This window comes from Nitrincola salilacus (genome assembly GCF_046271865.1).
In the GTDB taxonomy this organism is placed as follows: Bacteria; Pseudomonadota; Gammaproteobacteria; order Pseudomonadales; family Balneatricaceae; genus Nitrincola; species Nitrincola salilacus.
In genome coordinates this window covers 1,425,292-1,446,167 of the sequence record NZ_CP176580.1, presented here as the reverse complement: position 1 = coordinate 1,446,167, position 20,876 = coordinate 1,425,292, and the positions used below count along the sequence as shown (strand labels likewise).

The following is a 20,876-nucleotide window of genomic DNA, read 5'->3' as shown; positions in this document are numbered from 1 at the left end:
ACCGATGAAATCACGCATAGCCTTAATCGTATACATACTGTTCATCCTGCTGCCGATCTACTGGTTGCTGAACATGTCCTTCAAGACCAACGAGGAAATTCTCGGCACCCTGACTTTCTGGCCGCAGAACTTCACGTTTGATAACTACTACAAGATCCTGACTGATCCTAGCTGGTACAAGGGTTATATCAACTCCATGATCTACGTGTCACTGAACATGGTGATCAGTCTATGTGTTGCTCTACCGGCAGCCTATGCCTTCAGCCGCTACAAGTTCCTGGGCGACAAGCACATGTTCTTCTGGCTGCTGAGCAACAAGATGGCACCACCAGCTGTATTCGTACTGCCCTTCTTCCAGCTCTACTCATCGGTAGGTCTGTTTGATACCCACCTGGGTGTAGCTCTGGCGCACTGTCTGTTCAATGTGCCACTGGCGGTCTGGATTCTGGAAGGCTTCATGAGCAGCGTACCAAAAGAGATCGATGAAACCGCTTATATTGACGGTTACAGCTTTCCACGCTTCTTCACCAAGATCTTCATCCCGCTGATCGGATCAGGTATCGGTGTCACAGCCTTCTTCCTGTTCATGTTCTCCTGGATCGAGCTGCTGCTGGCCCGCACCCTGACGGCGACCAATGCGCAGCCCATACAGGCGATCATGACCCGTACCGTCGGCGCCTCCGGTATCGACTGGGGGGTACTGGCAGCCGCCGGTGTGCTGACTATCGTACCCGGTATCTTCGTGATCTATTTCGTCCGTAACCATGTTGCCAAGGGCTTTGCCCTGGGCCGCACCTGAGGAGGTACAGAAAATGAGCTGGATGGTTTGGACCTTACCCACTGCAGGCTTTTTCTCTGGAATCGCACTGATTCTGGCTGGCATGACGATCTGGCAACGCTTCTCGCCATCGATCGAGCGCAAGGGATTTCTGCCCCTGAGCACCACACGAGGAGATCGCCTGTTTATCGGATTGCTGACAAGCGCCTATATCCACCTGGGGTTTGTCGGATTTACAGAGTTTCACGTTTTGGTAGCTACCGGCATATCAGCGATCTGGATGGTCGTACTGATGCGCTGGGGGTAAACCGAAAGAAACCATGGACCGCACTGATGTGCAGGGATGCAAACATAAAATAGGAAAGAGGTTGACATGAAAAAGAATAAGATGATGCGCCTTTCAGTACTGGCAGCCGGTATTATGCTGGCAACCGTCCAGGTACAAGCCGATCAGTACCGTGATGCAGCTGAACGCTGGCTGGACTCAAACTTTCAGCGCTCCACGCTGTCTCGCGAAGAGCAGCTGGCTGAACTTGAGTGGTTTATCAAAGCGGCTGAGCCTTTCCGTGGTATGGAGATCCGTACTGTCGCAGAAGGTCTGACGACTCACGAATATGAGGCCAATGTACTGGCCAAGGCTTTTGCTGAAATCACAGGCATCCAGGTCACTCACAATATTATCGGTGAAGGTGACGTTGTTGATACCATGCAGACACAGATGCAGTCTGACCGAAACATCTATGATGCCTTCATCAACGATTCGGATGCCATCGGTACCCACCTGCGCTACGGCAAAACCATCGCCATCTCTGATGCAATTCAGAACGAGTGGAGCAACTACACCCTGCCGACTCTGGATCTGGAAGACTTTATCGGCCTCCAGTACACCACCGGCCCTGATGGCAAAATCTATCAGTTACCTGCACAGCAGTTTGCCAACCTCTACTGGTTCCGTGCCGACTGGTTTGATCGCGACGATCTGAAAAGTCAGTTCAGTGAGATCTATGGCTATGATCTGGGCGTGCCGCTCAACTGGTCTGCCTATGAAGATATCGCCGAGTTCTTTAGCGTGCACGTAAAAGAGATTGACGGCACCCGCGTCTATGGCCACATGGACTATGGTCGTCGTGACCCCTCTCTGGGATGGCGCTTCCATGACTCATGGCTCTCCATGGCCGGTATGGGTGACAAGGGTGTGCCTTTCGGTAATCCTGTCGATGACTGGGGTATCCGTGTCAATGAAAGCGGCAACCCAGTCGGTGCCAGCGTGACACGTGGTGGTGCCACCAATGGACCTGCGTCTGAGTACGCACTGCGTAAAATGGTCGAATGGTTGCGTGATTATGCGCCACCTGAAGCTCAGGGTATGACCTTCGGCGAAGCTGGGCCGGTTCCTGCGCAGGGCAATATTGCTCAGCAGATCTTCTGGTACACAGCCTTTACAGCGGATATGACTGGACCAGGTCTGGCCGTGACCGATGAAGAGGGCAATCCAAAATGGCGCATGGCACCATCACCCGTTGGCCCTTACTGGGAAGATGGCATGAAAGTCGGTTATCAGGACGTAGGCTCCTGGACCTTCTTCAGCTCAACGCCAGAAGATCGCCGCACAGCTGCATGGCTCTGGGCACAGTTTACTGTGGCTAAAACCACATCTCTGGAAAAAACCATTGCTGGTCTGACGCCGATCCGTCGTTCAGACATCAATTCCGATGAGATGACAGAACTGGGGCCAAAGCTGGGTGGTCTGGTTGAGTTCTATCGTAGTTCTAATGAGAGCATGTGGACACCAACCGGTACCAACGTACCTGACTACCCACGCCTGGCTCCACTGTGGTGGCAGAACCTGGCTCCAGCTGTCAGCGGTGAAATCACACCACAGCAGGCTCTGGATAACCTGGCCGATGCGATGGATAACACCATGATGCGTCTGGCTCGTGCCAATGTCTTCTCCCAGTATGCGCCTATACTTAACGAGCCACGCGATCCTGAGTACTGGTACAGCCAGCCAGGTGCGCCAAAAGCCCGTCTGGAAAACGAGAAGGAACAGGGCCGTACCATGCCTTACGATGAGATGATGGCCGACTGGATGGCAGCCGGTACACGTTAAGAGAAAGCAGTGTCGGGTATCCTCAGACCCGACACTCACCTGCGTGATCCGTCATGTGCAACTTGCCGGATCACGTGTTTCTCCTGCTTAGACACTCTTTAGCCCTTTGGCAGTGGCCGCCTGCCGTCGGCCACTTTTTTTCTCCTTCCTTTGTAAGGGTAGAAAACTGACCTTTGCCAACGGGTATATAACAACAAGAATCAAGACCCTCGAGGTGCCCCATGACGTTACGCCAACGCATTAGTGTTCGCTTCAATCTGGTGACCGGCGCAGTACTGCTGATCCTGCTCACCATCTTCTCTGCTTACAACTATCGCGAAACGGAAAGCGCCTTGTCGGAGCAGTTCAACCGCCAGATAGATGCCGTTGCACAGAGATTGCAGCAGAGCATCCCACCCGCCATATGGAACTTTACACCCAGCCAGGCGCTGCTGATTGTTGAATCAGAACTGGCAGCTCAGGTGGTTCAGGCGATCTTTGTATTTGATGATGTCGGCGACCTGATCGTCGGCATGAGCCGCGATGACGCGGGCGAGATAACCATTCTTGAGGCCAACACCCTCAGCATGGAACCCGACCTCGCATTCGACCTGACATGGGGCGAAACGGTCGTGGGTAGCGCTCAGATTTACACCGATTCAACCCAGATTCAACAGGCTTTGCAAGACTCTCTGATCCGGGTGATTCTGCAGAACCTGCTGCTGATTGCCGTCGTGATGGGCGCCGTTGTAATCCTGCTCAACCGACTGGTCACTGGGCCCATCCACACCCTGTCAGAAGCTTTGAGCGATATCGCCCAGGGTGATGGCGATCTGACCCGCCGTATCGATATCAGACGCAAGAACGAGATAGGACAGCTGGCTGAAAGTTTCAACACCTTTGTCGCCAAGATCCATGATCTGGTCAAGGAGGTGATCGTCGCTGTTGATGACATGGACGGTGCCATAACCGATACGCAACAGGCTGCAGCACGCACTAATCGGGGCGTTCAGACTCAGCGTGACGAAACGGATCAGGTCGCGGTAGCCATGCAGGAGATGGCCAGTACTGCTGAAAGCGTCTCTCGCAATGCATCAGAAGCCGCCGATGGTGCCAACAGTGCCGACTCAGAAGGACAGCGTGCACGCGCTATCGTACAGACGGCCATCAGTGGCATTGGTAATCTGGCCATTGAGATCGATCAAGGCGCCAATGTTATCAATGCACTCGAAAAAGATGTGATGCAGATTTCTACAGTGCTGGATGTGATCCGTGGTATCGCCGAACAGACCAATCTGCTGGCCCTGAATGCAGCCATAGAAGCGGCCCGTGCCGGTGAGCAGGGTAGAGGTTTTGCGGTTGTGGCAGATGAAGTGCGCACGCTCGCGAGCCGAACACAAAGCAGCACCGAAGAGATACACAGAATGATTGAGCGCCTGGAAGCTGGTACTCAGCAGGCCGTCAGTGCCATGCAGAAGAGCTGCAGCAAGGGTCGTGAGACGGTTGATCAGGCCAATGGTGCAGAGGTAGCACTGGATGCTGTCGCAGAGGCCGTTGCCAATATCAATCGCATGAATATGCAGATATCTACGGCCGCCAATGAGCAAACCATCGTCGCCAGCGATATCAGTCAGCGCCTGACCCGTATCGCGGATATCTCAATCACTGCCGAGCAGGATACCCAGGAGGTGGATAGTTTGACAAGAGGATTACTTGAGCGCGCCCAGCAGTTGCATGGGCTGGTGAGTAATTTCAGGGTTTAAAGCAGTGTTAGTTTAAGAAAATCTCCCTTCGGCGGGCGCCAGGCCCGCCATTTTTCTTTCGACCTATCAGCCAATCTAAGCCTTATCCTGACGCACCCTTGCCACAGCATCCAACCAGCGGCTGTAGTAGGTCTCACGATTAGCCTTCGGTAATGAGGGGGTGTAGTTTTCAGCAATCTTCCAGACACTGCCCAGTTCCTGCAGATCGCGGAAGCGCCCTATCTGCAACCCTGCCAACAGCGCCGCACCCTTCGCAGTTGTTTCAGCCGTATGGCTGGTCACGGTCGGAATACCGGTCAAATCGGCCAGCACCTGCAGGAACCAGCGATTCTTCACCATGCCACCATCCACACGCAGCGATTTGACCTCGATACCATCCTGTACCATCGCCTGCAGCAGATCTTCTGTCTGAAAGGCAACACTGCGGATCGCGGCTGCCACCAGCTGAGCCGCTCCGGTATCACGTGTCATACCGAAAATGGCAGCACGGGCATCCGGGTCCCAGTAAGGGGCTCCCAGGCCGGTAAAGGCCGGAACCATGATTTCGGACTGTTCATGCGTGACTGAGCGTGCCAGTGCTTCAGAATCAGCGGCATCCTTCAAAATACCCACGCCATCACGCAGCCACTGAATGATCGCACCTGCCATAAAGATACTGCCCTCTATCGCATAGGTGGTCTGACCGCCAATGCGGTAGGCAACGGTTGTCAGCAAACGATGCTGGCTGATGATCGCCTGATCGCCCGTATTCACCATCGCAAAGCAGCCCGTGCCGTAGGTGCTCTTCAACATCCCCGGCTCCAGACACGCCTGACCCACCAAAGCACTTTGCTGATCACCGATCATGCTGCACACAGGTATCTCGGCACCCAGCCACTTGGCATCGCAAACGCCATAGTCATCAGCGCTGTCGCGGACATCCGGCATCATCGACAGAGGAATCTCCAGCAACTCCATCAGCTCGCTGTCCCAGCACTGATCGTGAATATTGAACAACAAGGTGCGTGATGCGTTAGAGGCATCGGTAGCATGCACCTTACCACCACTCAGACGCCACAGCAGATAGCTATCGACGGTTCCGAAGCACAGCTCTCCTCTTTCGGCCCGTTCACGCGCATTCTTGACGTTGTTGAGTATCCAGTTGAGTTTGGTACCGGAAAAATAGGGATCCAGCAGCAGTCCGGTTTTGTCCTGAAAGCGCTGCTCCAGACCATCTTCCTTCAACTGATGGCAGAACGCAGATGAGCGCCGATCCTGCCAGACGATAGCGTTATAAACCGGCTCTCCAGTGCGCCTATCCCACACCAGCGTGGTTTCACGCTGATTAGTGATACCGATCGCCTTGACGGAGTTCGCCGCAACATTGGAGCGCGCCAATACAGAGCGGCAGGTTCTGAGTACCGTCTGCCAGATATCGTCGGGGTCATGCTCGACCCAGCCATTTTTCGGGAAGTGTTGTTGAAACTCCTCCTGGGCTGAGGTCACCACTTCCATATCAGTGGTATAGAGGATGGCACGGCTGGAGGTTGTGCCCTGATCAATCGCGAGTATATAGTCAGACATAATAATTTTCTTATTTTTTCGTTTTTATTCACATTAGTGCATTTATAGCCTGCATCCGAACATTTTTCAACCACCAATCGGGTTTGTATCCTTTATTATCGCACTCTTTCAGGCCATGCCTTTGTTTACTAGGACAATTACTGATATTCAGCCGGTTTTACATGCTACTATTGCACACTAAACGATCATCAGCTGACGAAAGTTAAAACTCATGAGCCAGACACTCCGCCAATCAAAAATAATTGATCTGATCAAGCAGAAAGGCTACCTGACGATTGATGAACTGGTCGCCGAACTGGATGTAACGCCTCAGACCATTCGCCGCGATCTGAACCAGATGGCCAAGCGTGGCGAAATCGAGCGCCATCATGGTGGTGCTGGCCCTGCATCCAGCACCGAAAACACCGAGTATCAGACACGCAAGATCCAGTATCACACCGAGAAACACAGGATTGCACAGCAGGTCGCGGCACATATTCCGGATCATTCATCGCTGTTTATCAATATCGGCACCACCAACGAAACCATCGCTCAGGCATTGTTGGAGCGCAAGGGATTGAAGGTCGTTACCAACAATCTGATTGTAGCGTCGATTCTCAGTGCTAAGCCGGACTTCACCGTAATCATCGCCGGGGGAGAAGTACGCAGTCGTGATGGTGGTATCGTGGGTGAAGCCACACGCGATTTTGTGCATCAGTTCAAGCTGGATTACGGCATTATCGGTATCAGTGGTATTGATGATGAAGGCAGCCTGCTCGACTTCGATTATCAGGAGGTCCGTATCGCTCAGGCGATCATCGCCAACTCTCGCTATGTGTATCTCGCGGCGGATCATTCCAAGTTCGGTCGCAGCGCCATGGTCAGGCTCGGCAACCTTGAGCAATGCTCTGCCCTGTTCACTGATCAGAAACCCTCAGACAAGCTGACCGCATTGATGGAGCAGGCACAGGTACAACTATACCTGTGCTGACCCTTTTCTCCTCATTACAGATCCTCATTGCAAGACGGCACTGTTCATGTGCCGTTTTTTTTCGCCATAATCTCTTCGTGGCGACTCAAAAACCTCGATAATCGAAAAATAACGAACATTTATTCTTGCCAAACAGTTTTACCACGCCTATATTTACACAATATCGAACATAAACGCTCAAACCATTGAGTGCATCGAAAGATGTAACAGAGGCAAAGATGAAGGACACAATTTACGATCTGGTCGTTATCGGAGGTGGCATCAATGGCGTCGGTGTGGCTGCCGATGCGGCAGGTCGTGGCCTGTCTGTTGCCCTGTTTGAAGCATCCGATCTGGCCAGTGCCACCTCTTCATGGAGCTCCAAACTGATTCACGGCGGTCTGCGCTACCTCGAACACTACGAATTCAGGCTGGTCAAGGAAGCACTGGCAGAACGTGAAGTACTGCTGCGCATGGCGCCACATCTGGTCACTCCTCTGCGTTTTCGCATGCCACACCACAAGGGTCTGCGCCCCGGCTGGATGATCCGCATCGGTCTTTTCATGTACGACCACCTGAGCAAGCGCGTCAGCCTGCCCGCCTCCAAAGGGATCGCCTTCGCACCCGATGGACCAGTACGCAACGAATACAGCAAAGGATTTGAGTACAGTGATTGCCGTGTGGACGATGCGCGTCTGGTCGTCATGAATGCCAAGCTGGCCGAAAACCTCGGTGCCCGGATCGAGACCCGCCACAGTGTCACCCATGCCCGGCGTGATCAGGATATGTGGGAAGTCACGGTGACGCCCGAAAATGGCCAATCCTTTACCGTCTGGACCCGCAGTATCGTCAACGCCGCTGGCCCCTGGGTGCGCAGCGTGCTGGATCAGATGGATGATATCCGGATCGACAAAACCATACGTCTGGTCAAGGGTAGCCATATCATTGTGCCGCGCATCCATGATGAGCAGGAGGCCTATATCCTGCAGAACAGTGATGGCCGTATCGTGTTCGTTATCCCCTATCTGGATGAGTTTTCGCTGATCGGCACCACCGATGTCGATTACTCGGCTGATCCGCGCAAACCCGAGATAGATGATCAGGAGATCGACTACCTGATCGGTATCACACGTCAGTACTTCAAATCTGATCTGGCTCGCTCCGATATCGTCTGGACCTATTCCGGTGTGCGCCCGCTGATGCAGGGTGAGCGCGAAGAAGGTAAAGAAGCCGCCAAGGTCACACGCGACTACCACTTTGAAGTGGAAGATCGTGCCGGGCGTGCGCCATTGCTGTCGATCTTCGGCGGCAAGCTGACTACCTACCGCAAACTGGCGCAGGCTGCCGTGGGCGCATTGAAACCCTATTTTCCAAACGCCAAAGGTGACTGGACTGCATCGGCCACTTTGCCGGGAGGTGAGAGAATCACATCTCCGGAATCTTATACTCACGAGTTGCAGTCCCGTTACAATTGGCTGGATCCCTTCTCTGCACGCCGTATCGCCTTCACTTATGGGCGTCTGGCAGAGCAATGGCTCGACAAGGCGGGCTCAATGGAAGGATTGGGTGAGCGCTTCGGGCAACTCTTTGCGCTGGAGGTCGAGTATCTTGTCCTGCATGAGTGGGCTAAAAGCGTTGATGACATCATCTGGCGTCGCACCAAAACCGGTATTCGTATGACCGATGAGGAGAAACAGCGTCTGGAGCAGTATCTGAATTCGGTTCTCAATAAACCGCTCTCCGACGATCACAACTCGCCGTTAGCGTCAGTTGCGGGCCTTCGCTGAACGACTGTTCTGCATAGCCTTCTTACATATCAGCCTCATCGCGAAGCCCTGGCCACAGGGTTTTCGTGATGGGTAATTCTTCATTATATTTTCTGCAAATTCCCACTCATTCACAGCGCAAAAGTTTAATTCTGAACTACACTCCTGATACATGGAGATGACGGAGTCGGTCTGTTATTTCATCTCAGGAAGATTTTGCTTGAGTTTTCCGCCTGAAGTCATTTTAATTAGGGTTGTACCTAATAAAATTTTAGTGCCTGATAAAAATTTTGCACAGAAGTAAAAATTTGTTCAGAATGCAGCACTAGTAAATAACAATAAAGATCCACTACCAGTCGCTCCTCGCATCCTTTGCCAATGATCGACTTTACACGGAGTTTTCAGAATGAAAATGACTCGTCTCGCCGCCGCAATTGCTCTCGCCTCATCTGCTCTGATCGCGACCACCGCTTCTGCCGAAACCTTCCGCTGGTCAAGCGCTGGTGACGGTTTGACACTGGATCCTCATGCACAGAACGAGGGCCCTACTCACAACATGAACCACCAGATCTTTGACACGCTGGTTTACCGTGATCAAGAGATGAAACTGGCTGAACGCCTGGCGACTGAGTGGTATGTGACAGATGACCCCACTGTATGGGAGTTCAAACTGCGCCAGGGTGTGAAATATCATAACGGCAACCCTTTCAATGCTGATGACGTGGTGTTCTCCATCATGCGCGCCAAGCATGAAAACGCCGATATGAAAGGCCTGCTGACATCAGTTGTTGAAGCGATCAAGGTTGACGACTACACGGTTCACCTGAGAACTGATGGCCCTAACCCACTGTTGCCAAACAACCTGACCAACCTGTTCATGATGGACAAAGAGTGGGCAGAAGAGCACAACGTGACCGTGCCACAGAATTACTCCACCGGCGAAGAAACCTTTGCCGTACGTAATGCCAACGGTACAGGTCCCTTCCGTGTCGTTCACCGTGAGCCGGATATCCGTACCGAACTGGTTCGTAACGACGAATACTGGGGAATCGGCCAGTATCCGATGGAAATCAGCCGCATCATCTACACCCCGATCGCCTCTACCGCAACACGTGCCGCTGCACTGCTGTCCGGTGAGATCGACTTCCTGCTGGATCCACCTGTGCAGGATCTGGAGCGTCTGAACAATGCACCAGGCCTGACCGTTCGTTCCGGCCCGGAAAACCGTACTATCTTCCTCGGCATGCAGCAGTCCTGGCCTGAGCTGAAAACCTCAGACGTTAAGGGTGCCAACCCCTTTGCTGATGTCCGCGTCCGTGAAGCGATGAATATCGCCATCAACCGTGATGCCATCAACCGTGTCGTCATGCGTGGTCAGTCGGTCTCTGCCGGTATGATCGCACCACCGTTCGTGGATGGTTATGACGCGCAGCTGGACGAAGTACCGGCTGTTGATCTCGATCGCGCCAAAGCACTGCTGGCTGAAGCTGGCTATGCGGACGGTTTCAGCGTGACCCTGCACTGCACCAACGACCGCTACATTAACGATGAAGCGATCTGCCAGGCTGTCACAGGCATGCTGGGACAGATCGGTGTGCGTGTCCGTCTGGATGCTCGTACCCGCAGCATTCACTTTGCAGAACTGCCACGTGGAGAGCTGGACTTCTATCTGCTGGGCTGGGGCGTACCACCACTGGATTCACATTACGTGTTCCATTACCTGTACGAAACCAAGTCTGATGTCGGTGGTGCGTGGAACGCAACCGGCTACTCCAACCCACATATCGATGCATTGATTCAGGGTCTTACCAGTGAAACCGATCTGGAGAAACGCTCAGGTATGATGTCTGAGATCTGGAACGAAGTTCACGAACAGGTCGTGTATCTGCCACTGCATCATCAGATGTTGAACTGGGCGATGAAAGATAACATCGAATTCCCGGTACAGTCTGAAAACACCCCGTACTTCATGCATCTGAAGTACAAAAAGTAAGACAGGATGATCTTCATCCATTCAAGCAGCAGCCGCCCAGTGCGGCTGCTGCTGTATGCATCTCTCTGTAACAGGTTCTTTCACACATGATCGCCTTCATTATTCGACGTCTGCTCCAGTCTGTACTGGTTATGCTTGCCGTTGCGCTGGTCGCTTTCGGGCTGTTCCGATTTATCGGTGACCCGATCAACAACATGGTCGGGCAAGAAGCCACCATGATCGAGCGTGAACAACTGCGCGAGCAGCTGGGTCTTAATGATCCAATTTTCATTCAGTATTTTCGTTTTGTCGGGAATGCCGCACGTGGAGAGTTTGGCATCTCCTACCGCATGGCACGCCCAGTAGCAGATATCATTGCCGAGCGGCTGCCAGCCACACTGGAGCTTGCCATTATTTCAGGCACTGCAGCACTGGTGTTCGGTATAGGCCTGGGGGTTTACACGGCACTCAGGCGAGATGGATGGCTCAGCCACTTCATCATGAGTTCGTCACTGATCGGGGTCTCGTTGCCCACCTTCCTGATCGGTATTTTGTTGATCTATCTGTTTTCCGTATACCTGCAGATACTGCCCGCATTCGGGCGAGGGGAAGTGGTCCAGTTAGGCTGGTGGAGTACCGGGCTTTTGACCAGTTCGGGGCTGAAATCGTTGATCATGCCATCCATCACGCTGGGGCTTTATCAGCTGACTCTGATCATGCGACTGGTCCGCGCCGAAATGCTGGAAGTGCTGCGCACCGATTACATCAAATTTGCCCGTGCCCGTGGTCTGAGTAATCGCGCTATCCACTTCAGCCATGCATTGAAAAACACCCTGCTCCCGGTCATCACCATCGCCGGTCTGCAGATAGGTTCAATTGTTGCGTTTGCCATCATCACCGAGACCGTATTCCAGTGGCCCGGGGTCGGCCTGCTGTTCATCACAGCGATCCAGTTTGTGGATATTCCAATCATGTCCGCTTATCTGGTACTGATCTCATTGATCTTCGTCGTTATCAACCTGGTCGTTGACCTTCTGTATTTCGCCGTTGATCCACGCTTGCGCGCCAAAGGCTCAGGAAAAGGACACTAACAGATCATGTCAAATATGCAGAGTACTACCAATAGTACTACCAAAAGTACTACCAAAGCACCGTCACTGCTGGCACGCATTCTGGACAGTGATATTTTCTACAGCTTCAGCCGATCCCCGATCACGATCATATCGGCAATCGTTGCATTTGTGATGATCACGGCAGCACTCTGTGCACCCTTGATCTCACCCCAAAACCCCTTCGATCCCAGTACGCTGAATCTGATGGAAGGTTTCACCGCGCCGATGACACCGAATGAGTTTACCGGCAACAGCTTTTTGCTGGGTACGGATGCGCAGGGTCGCGATCTTTTCTCTGCCATTCTTTATGGTTCACGCGTATCCCTGATGGTCGGCTTTGCCGCTGTGGGTTTCGCTGCGATTCTCGGCATCACTCTCGGTCTGTTGTCCGGCTATCTCGGCGGCTGGGTCGACAGCGCTGTAATGCGCGTTGCTGACGTACAGCTCTCCTTCCCTGCCATTCTGATCGCACTGCTGATCTTTGGTGTGTTCAAGGGGGTCGTGCCGGTGCAGGTACAGGACAAGATGGCGATCTATGTATTGATCATCGCCATCGGCCTGTCGGACTGGGTGCAATATGCCCGAACGGTTCGCAGCTCCACCATGGCTGAAAAGAACAAAGAGTATGTTCAGGCAGCCAGGCTGATCGGGGTTCCGGCACCGATGATTCTGCTGCGTCATATTCTGCCCAACGTTATGGGCCCGGTTCTGGTTATTGCCACTATCGGCCTGGCGCTGGCGATCATTCTTGAGGCGACCCTGTCGTTCCTGGGTGTGGGCGTACCGCCGACTCAGCCCAGTCTGGGCACCCTGATCCGTGTGGGTCAGGACTTCATGTTCTCAGGGGAATGGTGGATTATCCTCTTCCCGAGTATCGCTCTGCTGCTGTTGGCGCTATCGGTCAACCTGCTGGGCGACTGGCTGCGTGATGCACTGAATCCGAGGTTGCGCTGATGACAAACGATACTCAAGCTCCCATTCTGTCTGTCCGCAATCTGCGCATCGAGTTTCCGACACGCCGTGGCGTACTGGTTGCCATCGATGATGTCTCTTTCGATATCGCCAAGGGTGAAGTACTCGGCGTTGTCGGTGAATCCGGTGCAGGTAAATCTCTGACTGGCGCGGCCATTATCGGCCTGCTGGAACCGCCTGGCCATGTCGCTGGCGGCGAGGTTCTGCTGCATGGAGAACCGATCCATAACCTGCCACCTGCTCAGATGCGCAAGATTCGCGGGCGCAAGATTGCGATGATTTTTCAGGACCCTCTGACCAGCCTTAACCCGCTGTTCACCGTGGGCCAGCAGATCATCGAAACAATCCTGACTCATAAGGATATCAGCGAGAAAGAAGCCCGGCAGCGTGCGATCGACCTGCTGACCGAAGTCGGTATCCCCGGCCCAGAGCAGCGTGTTGATCACTACCCGCATCAGTTCTCTGGCGGTATGCGCCAGCGTGTGGTTATTGCCCTCGCACTGTGCGCCGATCCTGAACTGATCATCGCCGATGAGCCAACCACCGCGCTCGACGTGTCCGTTCAGGCGCAGATCATCGCCCTGCTGAAAAATCTGTGTAAAGAGCATCAGACTGCCGTCATGCTGGTCACCCACGATATGGGTGTCATAGCCGAAGTGGCAGATCGCGTGGCCGTGATGTACGCCGGACGCCTGGCAGAGATCGGGCCGGTCAAGGAGCTGGTCCAGAACCCTCAGCACCCCTATACCAAGGGTCTGATGGGCTCCATCCCAGTCCTTGGCGCAGAAATAGAGCGGCTGGTACAGATCGATGGCTCAATGCCACGCCTGACAGCCATACCCAAGGGTTGCGCCTTTAATCCGCGTTGTACTCAGGTCTTTGATCGCTGCCGCGAGGAGCGCCCAAACCTGATCCCAACCGGTAAAACCCATGCCGCCTGCTGGCTTTACGACAATCAAAACAAGAATCAAGACAATCAAGACAACAATCAAGGCAACGACCAGGATAGCCAGGACAAGAGGGAGCAGACAGCATGACAGCAAGCACAGCAGAAACACTGTTGTCGGTCGAAGACCTCAAGTGTCAGTTCGATGTATCCAAACCCTTTCTCAACCGTGTGTTGGAGCGTGAGCCCAAGCGCTGGCTGAAAGCGGTCGACGGTGTATCCTTCAGCATCAAACCGGGAGAGACCTTTGCACTGGTGGGCGAGTCCGGTTGCGGCAAGTCCACCGTTGCCCGACTGGTTGTCGGTCTCTATGACCCGACAGATGGCCATATCTACTTTGATGGTCAGGATGTTCACAACATCAAGTCCAACGCTGATATTCAGACGCTACGCAAACGTTTCCAGATGATATTCCAGGATCCATTTGCCAGCCTCAATCCGCGCTGGCGGGTGGATCGTATCATCGCTGAGCCGATCAAAGTGTTCGGCCTGATGAGCGATGAGAAAAAGATCAAGGAGCGTGTCGGCGAACTGCTGACACAGGTGGGCCTCTCCCCTGCTGATGGCAGCAAATGGCCACATGAATTTTCCGGCGGTCAGCGCCAGCGCATCTGTATCGCGCGCGCACTGGCCAATAACCCGGAATTTCTGGTGTGCGACGAGCCAACCTCGGCGCTGGACGTATCGGTGCAGGCACAAATCCTGAACCTGATGAAAGATCTGCAGGACACCCTGGGCCTGACCTATCTGTTCATCAGCCACGATCTGGCCGTGGTGCGCCATATGGCCAACCGAGTCGGCGTTATGTATCTGGGTCGTATCGTGGAGATCGCCGACAGCAAAACGCTGTTCGAAGAACCAAAGCACCCCTACACCCGGATGCTGCTCGCCACCATCCCCGACATCACCATGTCGGGCAAGGAGAAGGTGATCATGAAGGGCGAAGTGCCCAACCCGATCACCCCACCGCCCGGCTGCACCTTCCACCCTCGTTGCCCACTGGCAAACGAACGCTGCAAACGTGAAGCACCAGCACTGATCGCCGTATCAGGCGGCCAGTCTGTTTCCTGCCACGCTATTGAGGAAGGGCGTACAGCCTGATCGATAGCCTTCCGTACCGGGCCCTTTCTTAAAGGGGTCCGGTACATTTTTCTTTCAACCACTCGTTAATGGCATATTGGGTCAGATTTTTAGCCCAGCACCGCTAATTCTTAAAGGGGTCCGGTACATTTTTCTAAGCCTTGATTCACTCATTGCCAGAGAAACACCGTAAAGCGATACTGTGTAACGCTCGCAGGGGTACATATGACCGCCAGGGAAAGCGCTGGGCTGATGCGCGTATTGCGGCTGAGGTGGAAATGACGGTGGATCAGTTGCGGTACTATCGGAAGATGGGTATGCAGGTGCTTCAGAACCGACTGGTTCGGAGGAGGGGGCGGCTTGAACAAGTAGCAGGATATTGGTGATTTAATGATCTGGGAAGGGCTGCTAAACTGTTGGAGCCAATAAATTATGATGAGGGACAAGGAAGATGAAAACCATCATGAGGAAAGCGCTGGTTCCGATGGTTGTTGCATCCGGTATGTTAAGCTTGAGTGCATACTCGGAAAATCGACATTCATTGTATTACGATGGCGGTATTGAGGCAGTTTTGGCAGCTAAAGATAATTTTTATATTGAAATTGAAGATCAAGTGACAGGTGGCTGCCTTCCACAGCCATTACGGCTTAAGGATCAATTTGAGTTATCACTTCGACAGAATAATTTCAAGATTGCAAAAGAAGACAGATCATTCAAGACGGATGTCTTTGTGGTTGCTCAAGGATATGCAATTGGTAGCGATCATTGTGTTGTTGATCTTTATGCGGAGCTCAGATTTCCTTTAACGGTACTCGTGGATAATGCGAATCATCCAGACTCATTTACGACTGTTTTTTTTCAATATCCGATTACTAAAGCCCTGTTATTTGGCAGTAAAAGCACCATGCAAAATCGACTTGAGATACAAATGAGAAGTATTGGTGATGAGCTCTATCTGCGTTTATCGAGAGCAAAAGATGACTTCGGCAGCAAGTTCCCAGAAATACTTCAGCGACAGTTGGAAGCAAGCCAGTAGGTCGGATCAGAGGTTACAGTAGTTACGGCGTAAGAAATGGATGGCTATTTCAGGGGGGCGAAGTTTTGATTCCCAGAGGAAAACCATCGCACCCAGTTATATCCCATCAGATGAATTTTCAATCATCTCTTTTATGACCTCGATCATGGGAGGGAATACTGCAGCAAATTTATGGTTAAACCAATCAACCCCATCGTATGATAATTTAAGATTTTCGTCAGAAACCAAATAGCCCTCGACCGATCTAGGATGCATCAAACCATCTCTAGTTTCAAAAGTGTTCATAAGCGCTTGTGCTCCTGTCTCTCCCATTAGGTTAGGTGAAATTTCTAAACCTGCTACTTTCCCGATTCCTGTTAGGGTTTTCTTAACGGTATCCTTTGCGCTCGATTTATTATGGATGGGCAGGATTGTTTCAGCGAAAAGAATTTTCACATCATCAGGCACCCGGTCCAAGAGTGGAGGGTACAAGTAGGGCGTAACTCTCAAAAAGCTCAAATTACCCTCAACCCATGGTGGTATGGTGCGAATCCACAAACGACGTGCCTCTGGCGAGTCCTGGAGCTCCAGTTGCTTTCTGGCATAGCTTAAGTCTGAATCGCACATATCAAGAAACTCATGTGCGCGCTTCATATTTCTTGTGAGATTCTGTGTAAATTCTTCTCTAGTATTGCCAATGTAATCCCCAACAAAATTCTCAACGAAGCGCGGTGTTTTTTTACTCATCATTTATCCCTAAGACTCGTTACTATTTATATTTAGTATATAGCTCTATCTTTTAATTTTAAAAAAATTCAATAGATCAATGAAAGATTAAATTAATATATGGCTATGAAAGAGAGAAAATAAAATCAACTGCATCAAAATAATCTTTATGAGATTTCGTACAGCTTGATTCAATTAAAGATTTGACAAGCTTCAAATTATCACCTTGAGGTGGGTTGCTCATTGTATTTCTTAAGGATGCATCAATCTCAGCATCTGATTTATCAAAGCAATTATGAATTAACCAACCAAAAACTCCTGTAAAGTATCTCAATGACTTGTATCTTTCATCGTGGTGTATGACTGCAAATCCTCTGCAGCTTATTATTTCAATTTCACTAAAGCTGAGAGTTCTTCCAAAGCCTGTTGTTCCACTGGATGTTGTTGTGGATGGGAAGTAATCAACCATCATTTCTTTCTTCTTAATATTGTAAGCATCTGGAAAGAATTCTCTATATATTAATAATGAAACAATTATTTCAATAAAATAATCTTTATTTTCATTGAAGGCCATGAATAGCAAATACCTTGAGATAAGTATTTTTAGTTTTCTTGGGTTTTTAATTTTAGTTTCTGATAACGCATCTGAAAAGATATTTACATCGTTTTCTATTTCATTGAACCAGTTTTGATCTATTTGATCTTTTAATTTGTTTCTTATGTAATTCTTGCTCATGGTGTTATTTTTAGTTGGGACATTGAATGCTATGTTTATGATCTTCTCTAAGTAATCGTCTCCTGTAATTACTTCAGTTCCGTATCTAGCTTTAATTGCTGACGTAAGTGCTGTTTTGTCAATTCCTAAGATAAATACGCAGTTGCAGCCAGCGACGCTTAAAAAGTGCTTTATATTCTCAATTAGTTTTATGATATTTTCTGGCAAGCAGCGATCTAGATCGTCAATAAATATATAAAAAGTAGATTCGCCTTTAGTGATATCATGGATGAGATCTTTGAAGCTGCTTTTTAAACTATCGATATCGGATACCCAGCGCTCATAGCTTTCACCTACTTGCTCCTCATATAACTTGATGTTCGCACCTATATCATTAATGCTGGTGGTATTTAATGTCACAACTTTTGTTATGATATCAGCTCCTGTTAATACCACAGATGCAGCTATTTTTTTTATTTTATCAAATGTTTCATCTTGAGTTTTGAAATCCTTCGATAGCTTTGATAATAAGGGGAGCATAAGAGAGGTATCGTTTTCGTATTCCCAAGCGTTGAACCAAAAAGTATTCTTGCAATCATTGTTTTCTAATGATGCAGATAGCAGCCTCATGAAAGATGTTTTTCCAGACCCCCAATCCCCATAAATACCTACAGTAAAAGGTGTTGATAAATGAGGTAATATTGATGATAGTTTCTTAATTGCGCTCTCGAACTCAAGTAAATCATTTGAAAATGGATTGACTTTATCGACATCTATTGGCGAATCTGCTTTGAAATTGATAATTTTTTCTTTTTTTGACATTATATATATCCCAAGCCTTTATCAAATCATAATATCTATGATATAAGATATGTTGAAATAGAAATGTTCGACTTAAATGGTTAAGCTTTGATCTTTATAATCATTCATTGATTGGGATTTTCGTAGCAATATTTCTGGTTTAGAAGGGCTTATATTAAATTAATTTTCATTAGTCGAAAAATATATAAAAATTATGAGTTATTATCTTCTTTTTTAAGTTGTCTCAAGTCTGAAGATAAACGAAAAGCAATAAGATATGGAAGAGTTACCATCCAGCCAAATACAAATGACTTCCAGTCGCTAAAGCCAAACATAGCATCTGATAGGCTTGCTCCTACCGTAAATATAAATCCGTATAGAGCACTGTCAGCAAGAATGCCAATCATAAATAAGCTTGGAATATGAAGAAGTCGGAATGCCAAATTTTTATCTGTAACTAACTCCCAGTTATCTAAGGCCTTACTAATTCCATAGGAGCATGCTATACCGCATGCAAAAAATAAAATAAGAAGAGAAATTGAAAAGTAATTAAGAGATGCCACCTCTATCTCAATAAGTGGTATCAAATAGGATTCTTTTTTTTCTCCAGTTATTGCAACTAAATATGCAACCGCAGCTACTGTCAGGCCAGCTAATAAAGCCTTTTGCGCAAGAGCGAGAGATGCATGATAATACTTCATCGCTAACTCATTTAGGTCCATACTTACTCCATGCTGCGATAACATATTTAGATACTCCTCGTTGCGCAAAAAAATCGATAGAGCTGCGATGTGGTGCAGTCATCACTTATCTGTCAACTTCGTGCCGACGACTCAGGATGCGAAGATAGTTAGGAGGAGGTGGCAGTTTTCAGCGCTACACACGCTACCGCCCAGCCGGTGCTCCATCACAGCAAGTGCGTACTTCAAGATTGTCCTTTTGAACATAGACCATATCGATGGTGGGTGCAATGGGTGAGCGTTTCATAAGATATGGTAGATTATGTTGGGCTTGTATCTTGATCTTTGAGCAGGGATCATCAATCCAGTTGGTAGGGCTTTGAAGAGATGGGGAAAGAGTATGAGCGGATCGAAGACGAAAGTTACCATACAGGATTGGTTGCTTGATCCAGATAAAGGTCTGTTTCAACACAAATTTTTCTGGATCATGACCTTGAGCCCCGTGCTTGCAGGGCTCATACTTGGTTGGTTTGCTTGGCGTGGGTATAGTGTTGATCTCTCAGCTACAGGTTATGCAGTCTTCTTAGAAATAAGTAAACTGCCGTTGGGTATTATGGCGCTGGGGATACCATTTGGGGCAGTAGTTGCTGGGTTTCATCGAGCAGTACAGACTGCGAAGCAGATTAAGATTGCCGAGAGCAATAATTTATTTAAAAACTATATCGATCATAAAAAATACTTCATCGAAGATTCTATTGATAATCTATATAAAGGTAATCATGCATTAAGGGCTTATGCACTAAGAGCATATGATTTTTTCTTTTTTAATGCAATGGCTGGTGATTTTCGGTTATATTATAGCCCTCTTGTTTGTCGTATCGAGTACAATATTGATACTATGATGTTTGATTTTGAACAGATTGGTATATTTTTTGAGAGTGGATCTGATAGTTATTTTTTTGATAGTCATGATTATAGGGACGTGGTTAAAGGTAGATTTATAGACTTGATTTTTCATCGACTAACATCTTTCGAAATGTTTATTGATGAGGCCGAATCTATTGCTAACAAATTGAAGCTTGATAAAAACTTCAGGAATGAAATGGGTTACAGAGGAGCTATTTGTGGCTTGTTTGATTATTTTTATGATGTTTACAATTTCGCGTCATTGCATGAAATAGGTGGAAGTTCAAGCTATCAATACATGTATATTACCAATAACATATTTTTTGAAGTTGTAGCATATGGCCCGCATGGATTTTTTTTGAAGGAGACAGATTTAAATAAAGGAGAAAAATTATGGAGTACTATTGTTGACATACTGAACAATGACTATTCTGAAATTTTTGAAGCTGTCAGAAGCGAAAGCTCTTTTGTTAATGAGAATAACTTCAAACTTATCATTCACGTGATGCTGATTGCTTCTTTTCCTAGAGAATAAATGATTAATTTTTTTAAAAATTTCAAAATACACCTACTCTTATTACTAGTTCTTGCTATGTTGTTATCAGTGACTGAGCAGACAACCCGCTACTGAGCGGTTTTTTTTGTACCTGCGCTTTACCCACTTTCCAGATCTTCCTTATGACTTATACCAGTGGCTGATACGTCATCATTATCGTATCTGTTGCAATGGTCTATATGCCTTCCGCGATCTGGACAGGAGCGGTGAGCGAAAGTTAGAACTAGTTGGTGCGATACGTCATGCGCGAGCAATCGTGAAAATGAAGAGGGTTGAATGGCGATGATGGCGATAAGCAAGCAGAAAGCAGAAAGCAGAACGTGCAGTGCAGTGCAGTGCAGTGCAGTGCAGTATCAAGAATCCTTGCAAAGCAGATAGCATGCATCCGGTACCGTTGCCCTCAATGACACTGACTACTGTATCCATGGCATCGGTGACTGCTGCAAACTGGTCGAGGCAGGACGTGCAGCCTGATCGATAGATTTCC

At 49.4% G+C, this 20,876-nt stretch carries 17 protein-coding genes; 13 read left to right on the top strand and 4 right to left on the bottom strand.

The window, feature by feature from the left end; genetic code table 11:
* Positions 1 to 4 precede the first annotated feature (4 nt).
* From ACK3CJ_RS06760 to ACK3CJ_RS06745, 4 genes are all read left to right on the top strand, one after another.
* Entirely contained in the window at positions 5 to 799 is a 795-nt protein-coding gene (locus ACK3CJ_RS06760; RefSeq protein ID WP_409525686.1) for a carbohydrate ABC transporter permease, read from the top strand.
* Positions 800 to 812: 13 nt separating this feature from the next.
* A complete protein-coding gene (locus ACK3CJ_RS06755; RefSeq protein WP_409525685.1) occupies positions 813 to 1,085 on the top strand; it encodes a DUF2160 domain-containing protein in 273 nt (90 codons plus the stop codon).
* A gap of 66 nt (positions 1,086 to 1,151) precedes the next feature.
* A complete protein-coding gene (locus ACK3CJ_RS06750) occupies positions 1,152 to 2,888 on the top strand; it encodes an ABC transporter substrate-binding protein (RefSeq protein WP_409525684.1) in 1,737 nt (578 codons plus the stop codon).
* 221 nt (positions 2,889 to 3,109) lie between these two features.
* Positions 3,110 to 4,630, top strand: a complete 1,521-nt coding sequence (locus ACK3CJ_RS06745) for a methyl-accepting chemotaxis protein (protein ID WP_409525683.1) — start codon at positions 3,110 to 3,112, stop codon at positions 4,628 to 4,630.
* A 75-nt stretch (positions 4,631 to 4,705) separates the two neighbouring features.
* On the opposite strand, the gene glpK is transcribed toward ACK3CJ_RS06745, so the two are convergent.
* Positions 4,706 to 6,193 (bottom strand): glycerol kinase GlpK, encoded by a 1,488-nt coding sequence (glpK, locus tag ACK3CJ_RS06740; protein ID WP_409525682.1) that lies wholly within the window; start codon positions 6,191 to 6,193, stop codon positions 4,706 to 4,708.
* Positions 6,194 to 6,404: 211 nt separating this feature from the next.
* Here glpK and ACK3CJ_RS06735 point away from each other — a divergent pair, with 211 nt between their 5' ends.
* The 8 genes from ACK3CJ_RS06735 to ACK3CJ_RS06700 all read left to right on the top strand — a co-directional run bounded on the left by ACK3CJ_RS06735 (position 6,405) and on the right by ACK3CJ_RS06700 (position 16,026).
* Positions 6,405 to 7,163, top strand: coding sequence for a DeoR/GlpR family transcriptional regulator (locus ACK3CJ_RS06735; RefSeq protein WP_409525681.1), 759 nt, complete (start codon positions 6,405 to 6,407; stop codon positions 7,161 to 7,163).
* A gap of 218 nt (positions 7,164 to 7,381) precedes the next feature.
* Entirely contained in the window at positions 7,382 to 8,929 is a 1,548-nt protein-coding gene (gene glpD, locus ACK3CJ_RS06730; protein WP_409525679.1) for a glycerol-3-phosphate dehydrogenase, read from the top strand.
* A gap of 385 nt (positions 8,930 to 9,314) precedes the next feature.
* Positions 9,315 to 10,901 (top strand): ABC transporter substrate-binding protein, encoded by a 1,587-nt coding sequence (locus ACK3CJ_RS06725; protein ID WP_409525678.1) that lies wholly within the window; start codon positions 9,315 to 9,317, stop codon positions 10,899 to 10,901.
* Positions 10,902 to 10,987: 86 nt separating this feature from the next.
* The gene (locus tag ACK3CJ_RS06720; protein ID WP_409525677.1) at positions 10,988 to 11,971 is read left to right on the top strand and encodes an ABC transporter permease; all 984 of its coding nucleotides are present in this window, start codon (positions 10,988 to 10,990) and stop codon (positions 11,969 to 11,971) included.
* Between the two features lie 6 nt (positions 11,972 to 11,977).
* Complete coding sequence (locus tag ACK3CJ_RS06715; RefSeq protein WP_409525676.1) at positions 11,978 to 12,946, top strand: ABC transporter permease; 969 nt, start codon at positions 11,978 to 11,980, stop codon at positions 12,944 to 12,946.
* Complete coding sequence (locus ACK3CJ_RS06710) at positions 12,946 to 14,001, top strand: ABC transporter ATP-binding protein (RefSeq protein WP_409525675.1); 1,056 nt, start codon at positions 12,946 to 12,948, stop codon at positions 13,999 to 14,001. Before ACK3CJ_RS06715 ends, ACK3CJ_RS06710 begins: the two co-directional genes overlap by 1 nt.
* Positions 13,998 to 15,011 carry an ABC transporter ATP-binding protein gene (locus tag ACK3CJ_RS06705; protein WP_409525674.1) on the top strand — a complete coding sequence of 338 codons (1,014 nt, stop codon included), beginning with the start codon at positions 13,998 to 14,000 and terminating at the stop codon, positions 15,009 to 15,011. Before ACK3CJ_RS06710 ends, ACK3CJ_RS06705 begins: the two co-directional genes overlap by 4 nt.
* 430 nt (positions 15,012 to 15,441) lie before the next feature.
* A complete protein-coding gene (locus ACK3CJ_RS06700; RefSeq protein WP_409525673.1) occupies positions 15,442 to 16,026 on the top strand; it encodes a hypothetical protein in 585 nt (194 codons plus the stop codon).
* 96 nt (positions 16,027 to 16,122) lie between these two features.
* Here the strand turns inward: ACK3CJ_RS06700 and ACK3CJ_RS06695 are convergent, their stop codons facing one another.
* The 3 genes from ACK3CJ_RS06695 to ACK3CJ_RS06685 all read right to left on the bottom strand — a co-directional run bounded on the left by ACK3CJ_RS06695 (position 16,123) and on the right by ACK3CJ_RS06685 (position 18,969).
* On the bottom strand, positions 16,123 to 16,752 hold the full coding sequence (locus ACK3CJ_RS06695) for a hypothetical protein (RefSeq protein ID WP_409525672.1): 630 nt from the start codon (positions 16,750 to 16,752) through the stop codon (positions 16,123 to 16,125).
* Between the two features lie 103 nt (positions 16,753 to 16,855).
* On the bottom strand, positions 16,856 to 18,268 hold the full coding sequence (locus ACK3CJ_RS06690; protein WP_409525671.1) for a KAP family P-loop NTPase fold protein: 1,413 nt from the start codon (positions 18,266 to 18,268) through the stop codon (positions 16,856 to 16,858).
* A gap of 191 nt (positions 18,269 to 18,459) precedes the next feature.
* On the bottom strand, positions 18,460 to 18,969 hold the full coding sequence (locus tag ACK3CJ_RS06685) for a hypothetical protein (protein ID WP_409525670.1): 510 nt from the start codon (positions 18,967 to 18,969) through the stop codon (positions 18,460 to 18,462).
* A gap of 358 nt (positions 18,970 to 19,327) precedes the next feature.
* Between ACK3CJ_RS06685 and ACK3CJ_RS06680 the strand changes: the two genes are divergently transcribed.
* Positions 19,328 to 20,368: a hypothetical protein gene (locus tag ACK3CJ_RS06680; RefSeq protein ID WP_409525669.1), complete on the top strand. Its 1,041-nt coding sequence runs from the start codon at positions 19,328 to 19,330 to the stop codon at positions 20,366 to 20,368.
* Positions 20,369 to 20,876 lie beyond the last annotated feature (508 nt).

Coding starts and splice junctions, on each gene's coding strand:
- ACK3CJ_RS06685 (WP_409525670.1), bottom strand. CDS start 18,969: ATGGACCTAAATGAGTTAGCGATGAAGTATTATCATGCATCTCTCGCT.
- glpK (WP_409525682.1), bottom strand. CDS start 6,193: ATGTCTGACTATATACTCGCGATTGATCAGGGCACAACCTCCAGCCGT.
- ACK3CJ_RS06690 (WP_409525671.1), bottom strand. CDS start 18,268: ATGTCAAAAAAAGAAAAAATTATCAATTTCAAAGCAGATTCGCCAATA.
- ACK3CJ_RS06750 (WP_409525684.1), top strand. CDS start 1,152: ATGAAAAAGAATAAGATGATGCGCCTTTCAGTACTGGCAGCCGGTATT.
- ACK3CJ_RS06725 (WP_409525678.1), top strand. CDS start 9,315: ATGAAAATGACTCGTCTCGCCGCCGCAATTGCTCTCGCCTCATCTGCT.
- ACK3CJ_RS06705 (WP_409525674.1), top strand. CDS start 13,998: ATGACAGCAAGCACAGCAGAAACACTGTTGTCGGTCGAAGACCTCAAG.
- glpD (WP_409525679.1), top strand. CDS start 7,382: ATGAAGGACACAATTTACGATCTGGTCGTTATCGGAGGTGGCATCAAT.
- ACK3CJ_RS06715 (WP_409525676.1), top strand. CDS start 11,978: ATGTCAAATATGCAGAGTACTACCAATAGTACTACCAAAAGTACTACC.
- ACK3CJ_RS06720 (WP_409525677.1), top strand. CDS start 10,988: ATGATCGCCTTCATTATTCGACGTCTGCTCCAGTCTGTACTGGTTATG.
- ACK3CJ_RS06680 (WP_409525669.1), top strand. CDS start 19,328: ATGAGCGGATCGAAGACGAAAGTTACCATACAGGATTGGTTGCTTGAT.
- ACK3CJ_RS06710 (WP_409525675.1), top strand. CDS start 12,946: ATGACAAACGATACTCAAGCTCCCATTCTGTCTGTCCGCAATCTGCGC.
- ACK3CJ_RS06745 (WP_409525683.1), top strand. CDS start 3,110: ATGACGTTACGCCAACGCATTAGTGTTCGCTTCAATCTGGTGACCGGC.
- ACK3CJ_RS06695 (WP_409525672.1), bottom strand. CDS start 16,752: ATGAGTAAAAAAACACCGCGCTTCGTTGAGAATTTTGTTGGGGATTAC.
- ACK3CJ_RS06735 (WP_409525681.1), top strand. CDS start 6,405: ATGAGCCAGACACTCCGCCAATCAAAAATAATTGATCTGATCAAGCAG.
- ACK3CJ_RS06760 (WP_409525686.1), top strand. CDS start 5: ATGAAATCACGCATAGCCTTAATCGTATACATACTGTTCATCCTGCTG.
- ACK3CJ_RS06755 (WP_409525685.1), top strand. CDS start 813: ATGAGCTGGATGGTTTGGACCTTACCCACTGCAGGCTTTTTCTCTGGA.
- ACK3CJ_RS06700 (WP_409525673.1), top strand. CDS start 15,442: ATGAAAACCATCATGAGGAAAGCGCTGGTTCCGATGGTTGTTGCATCC.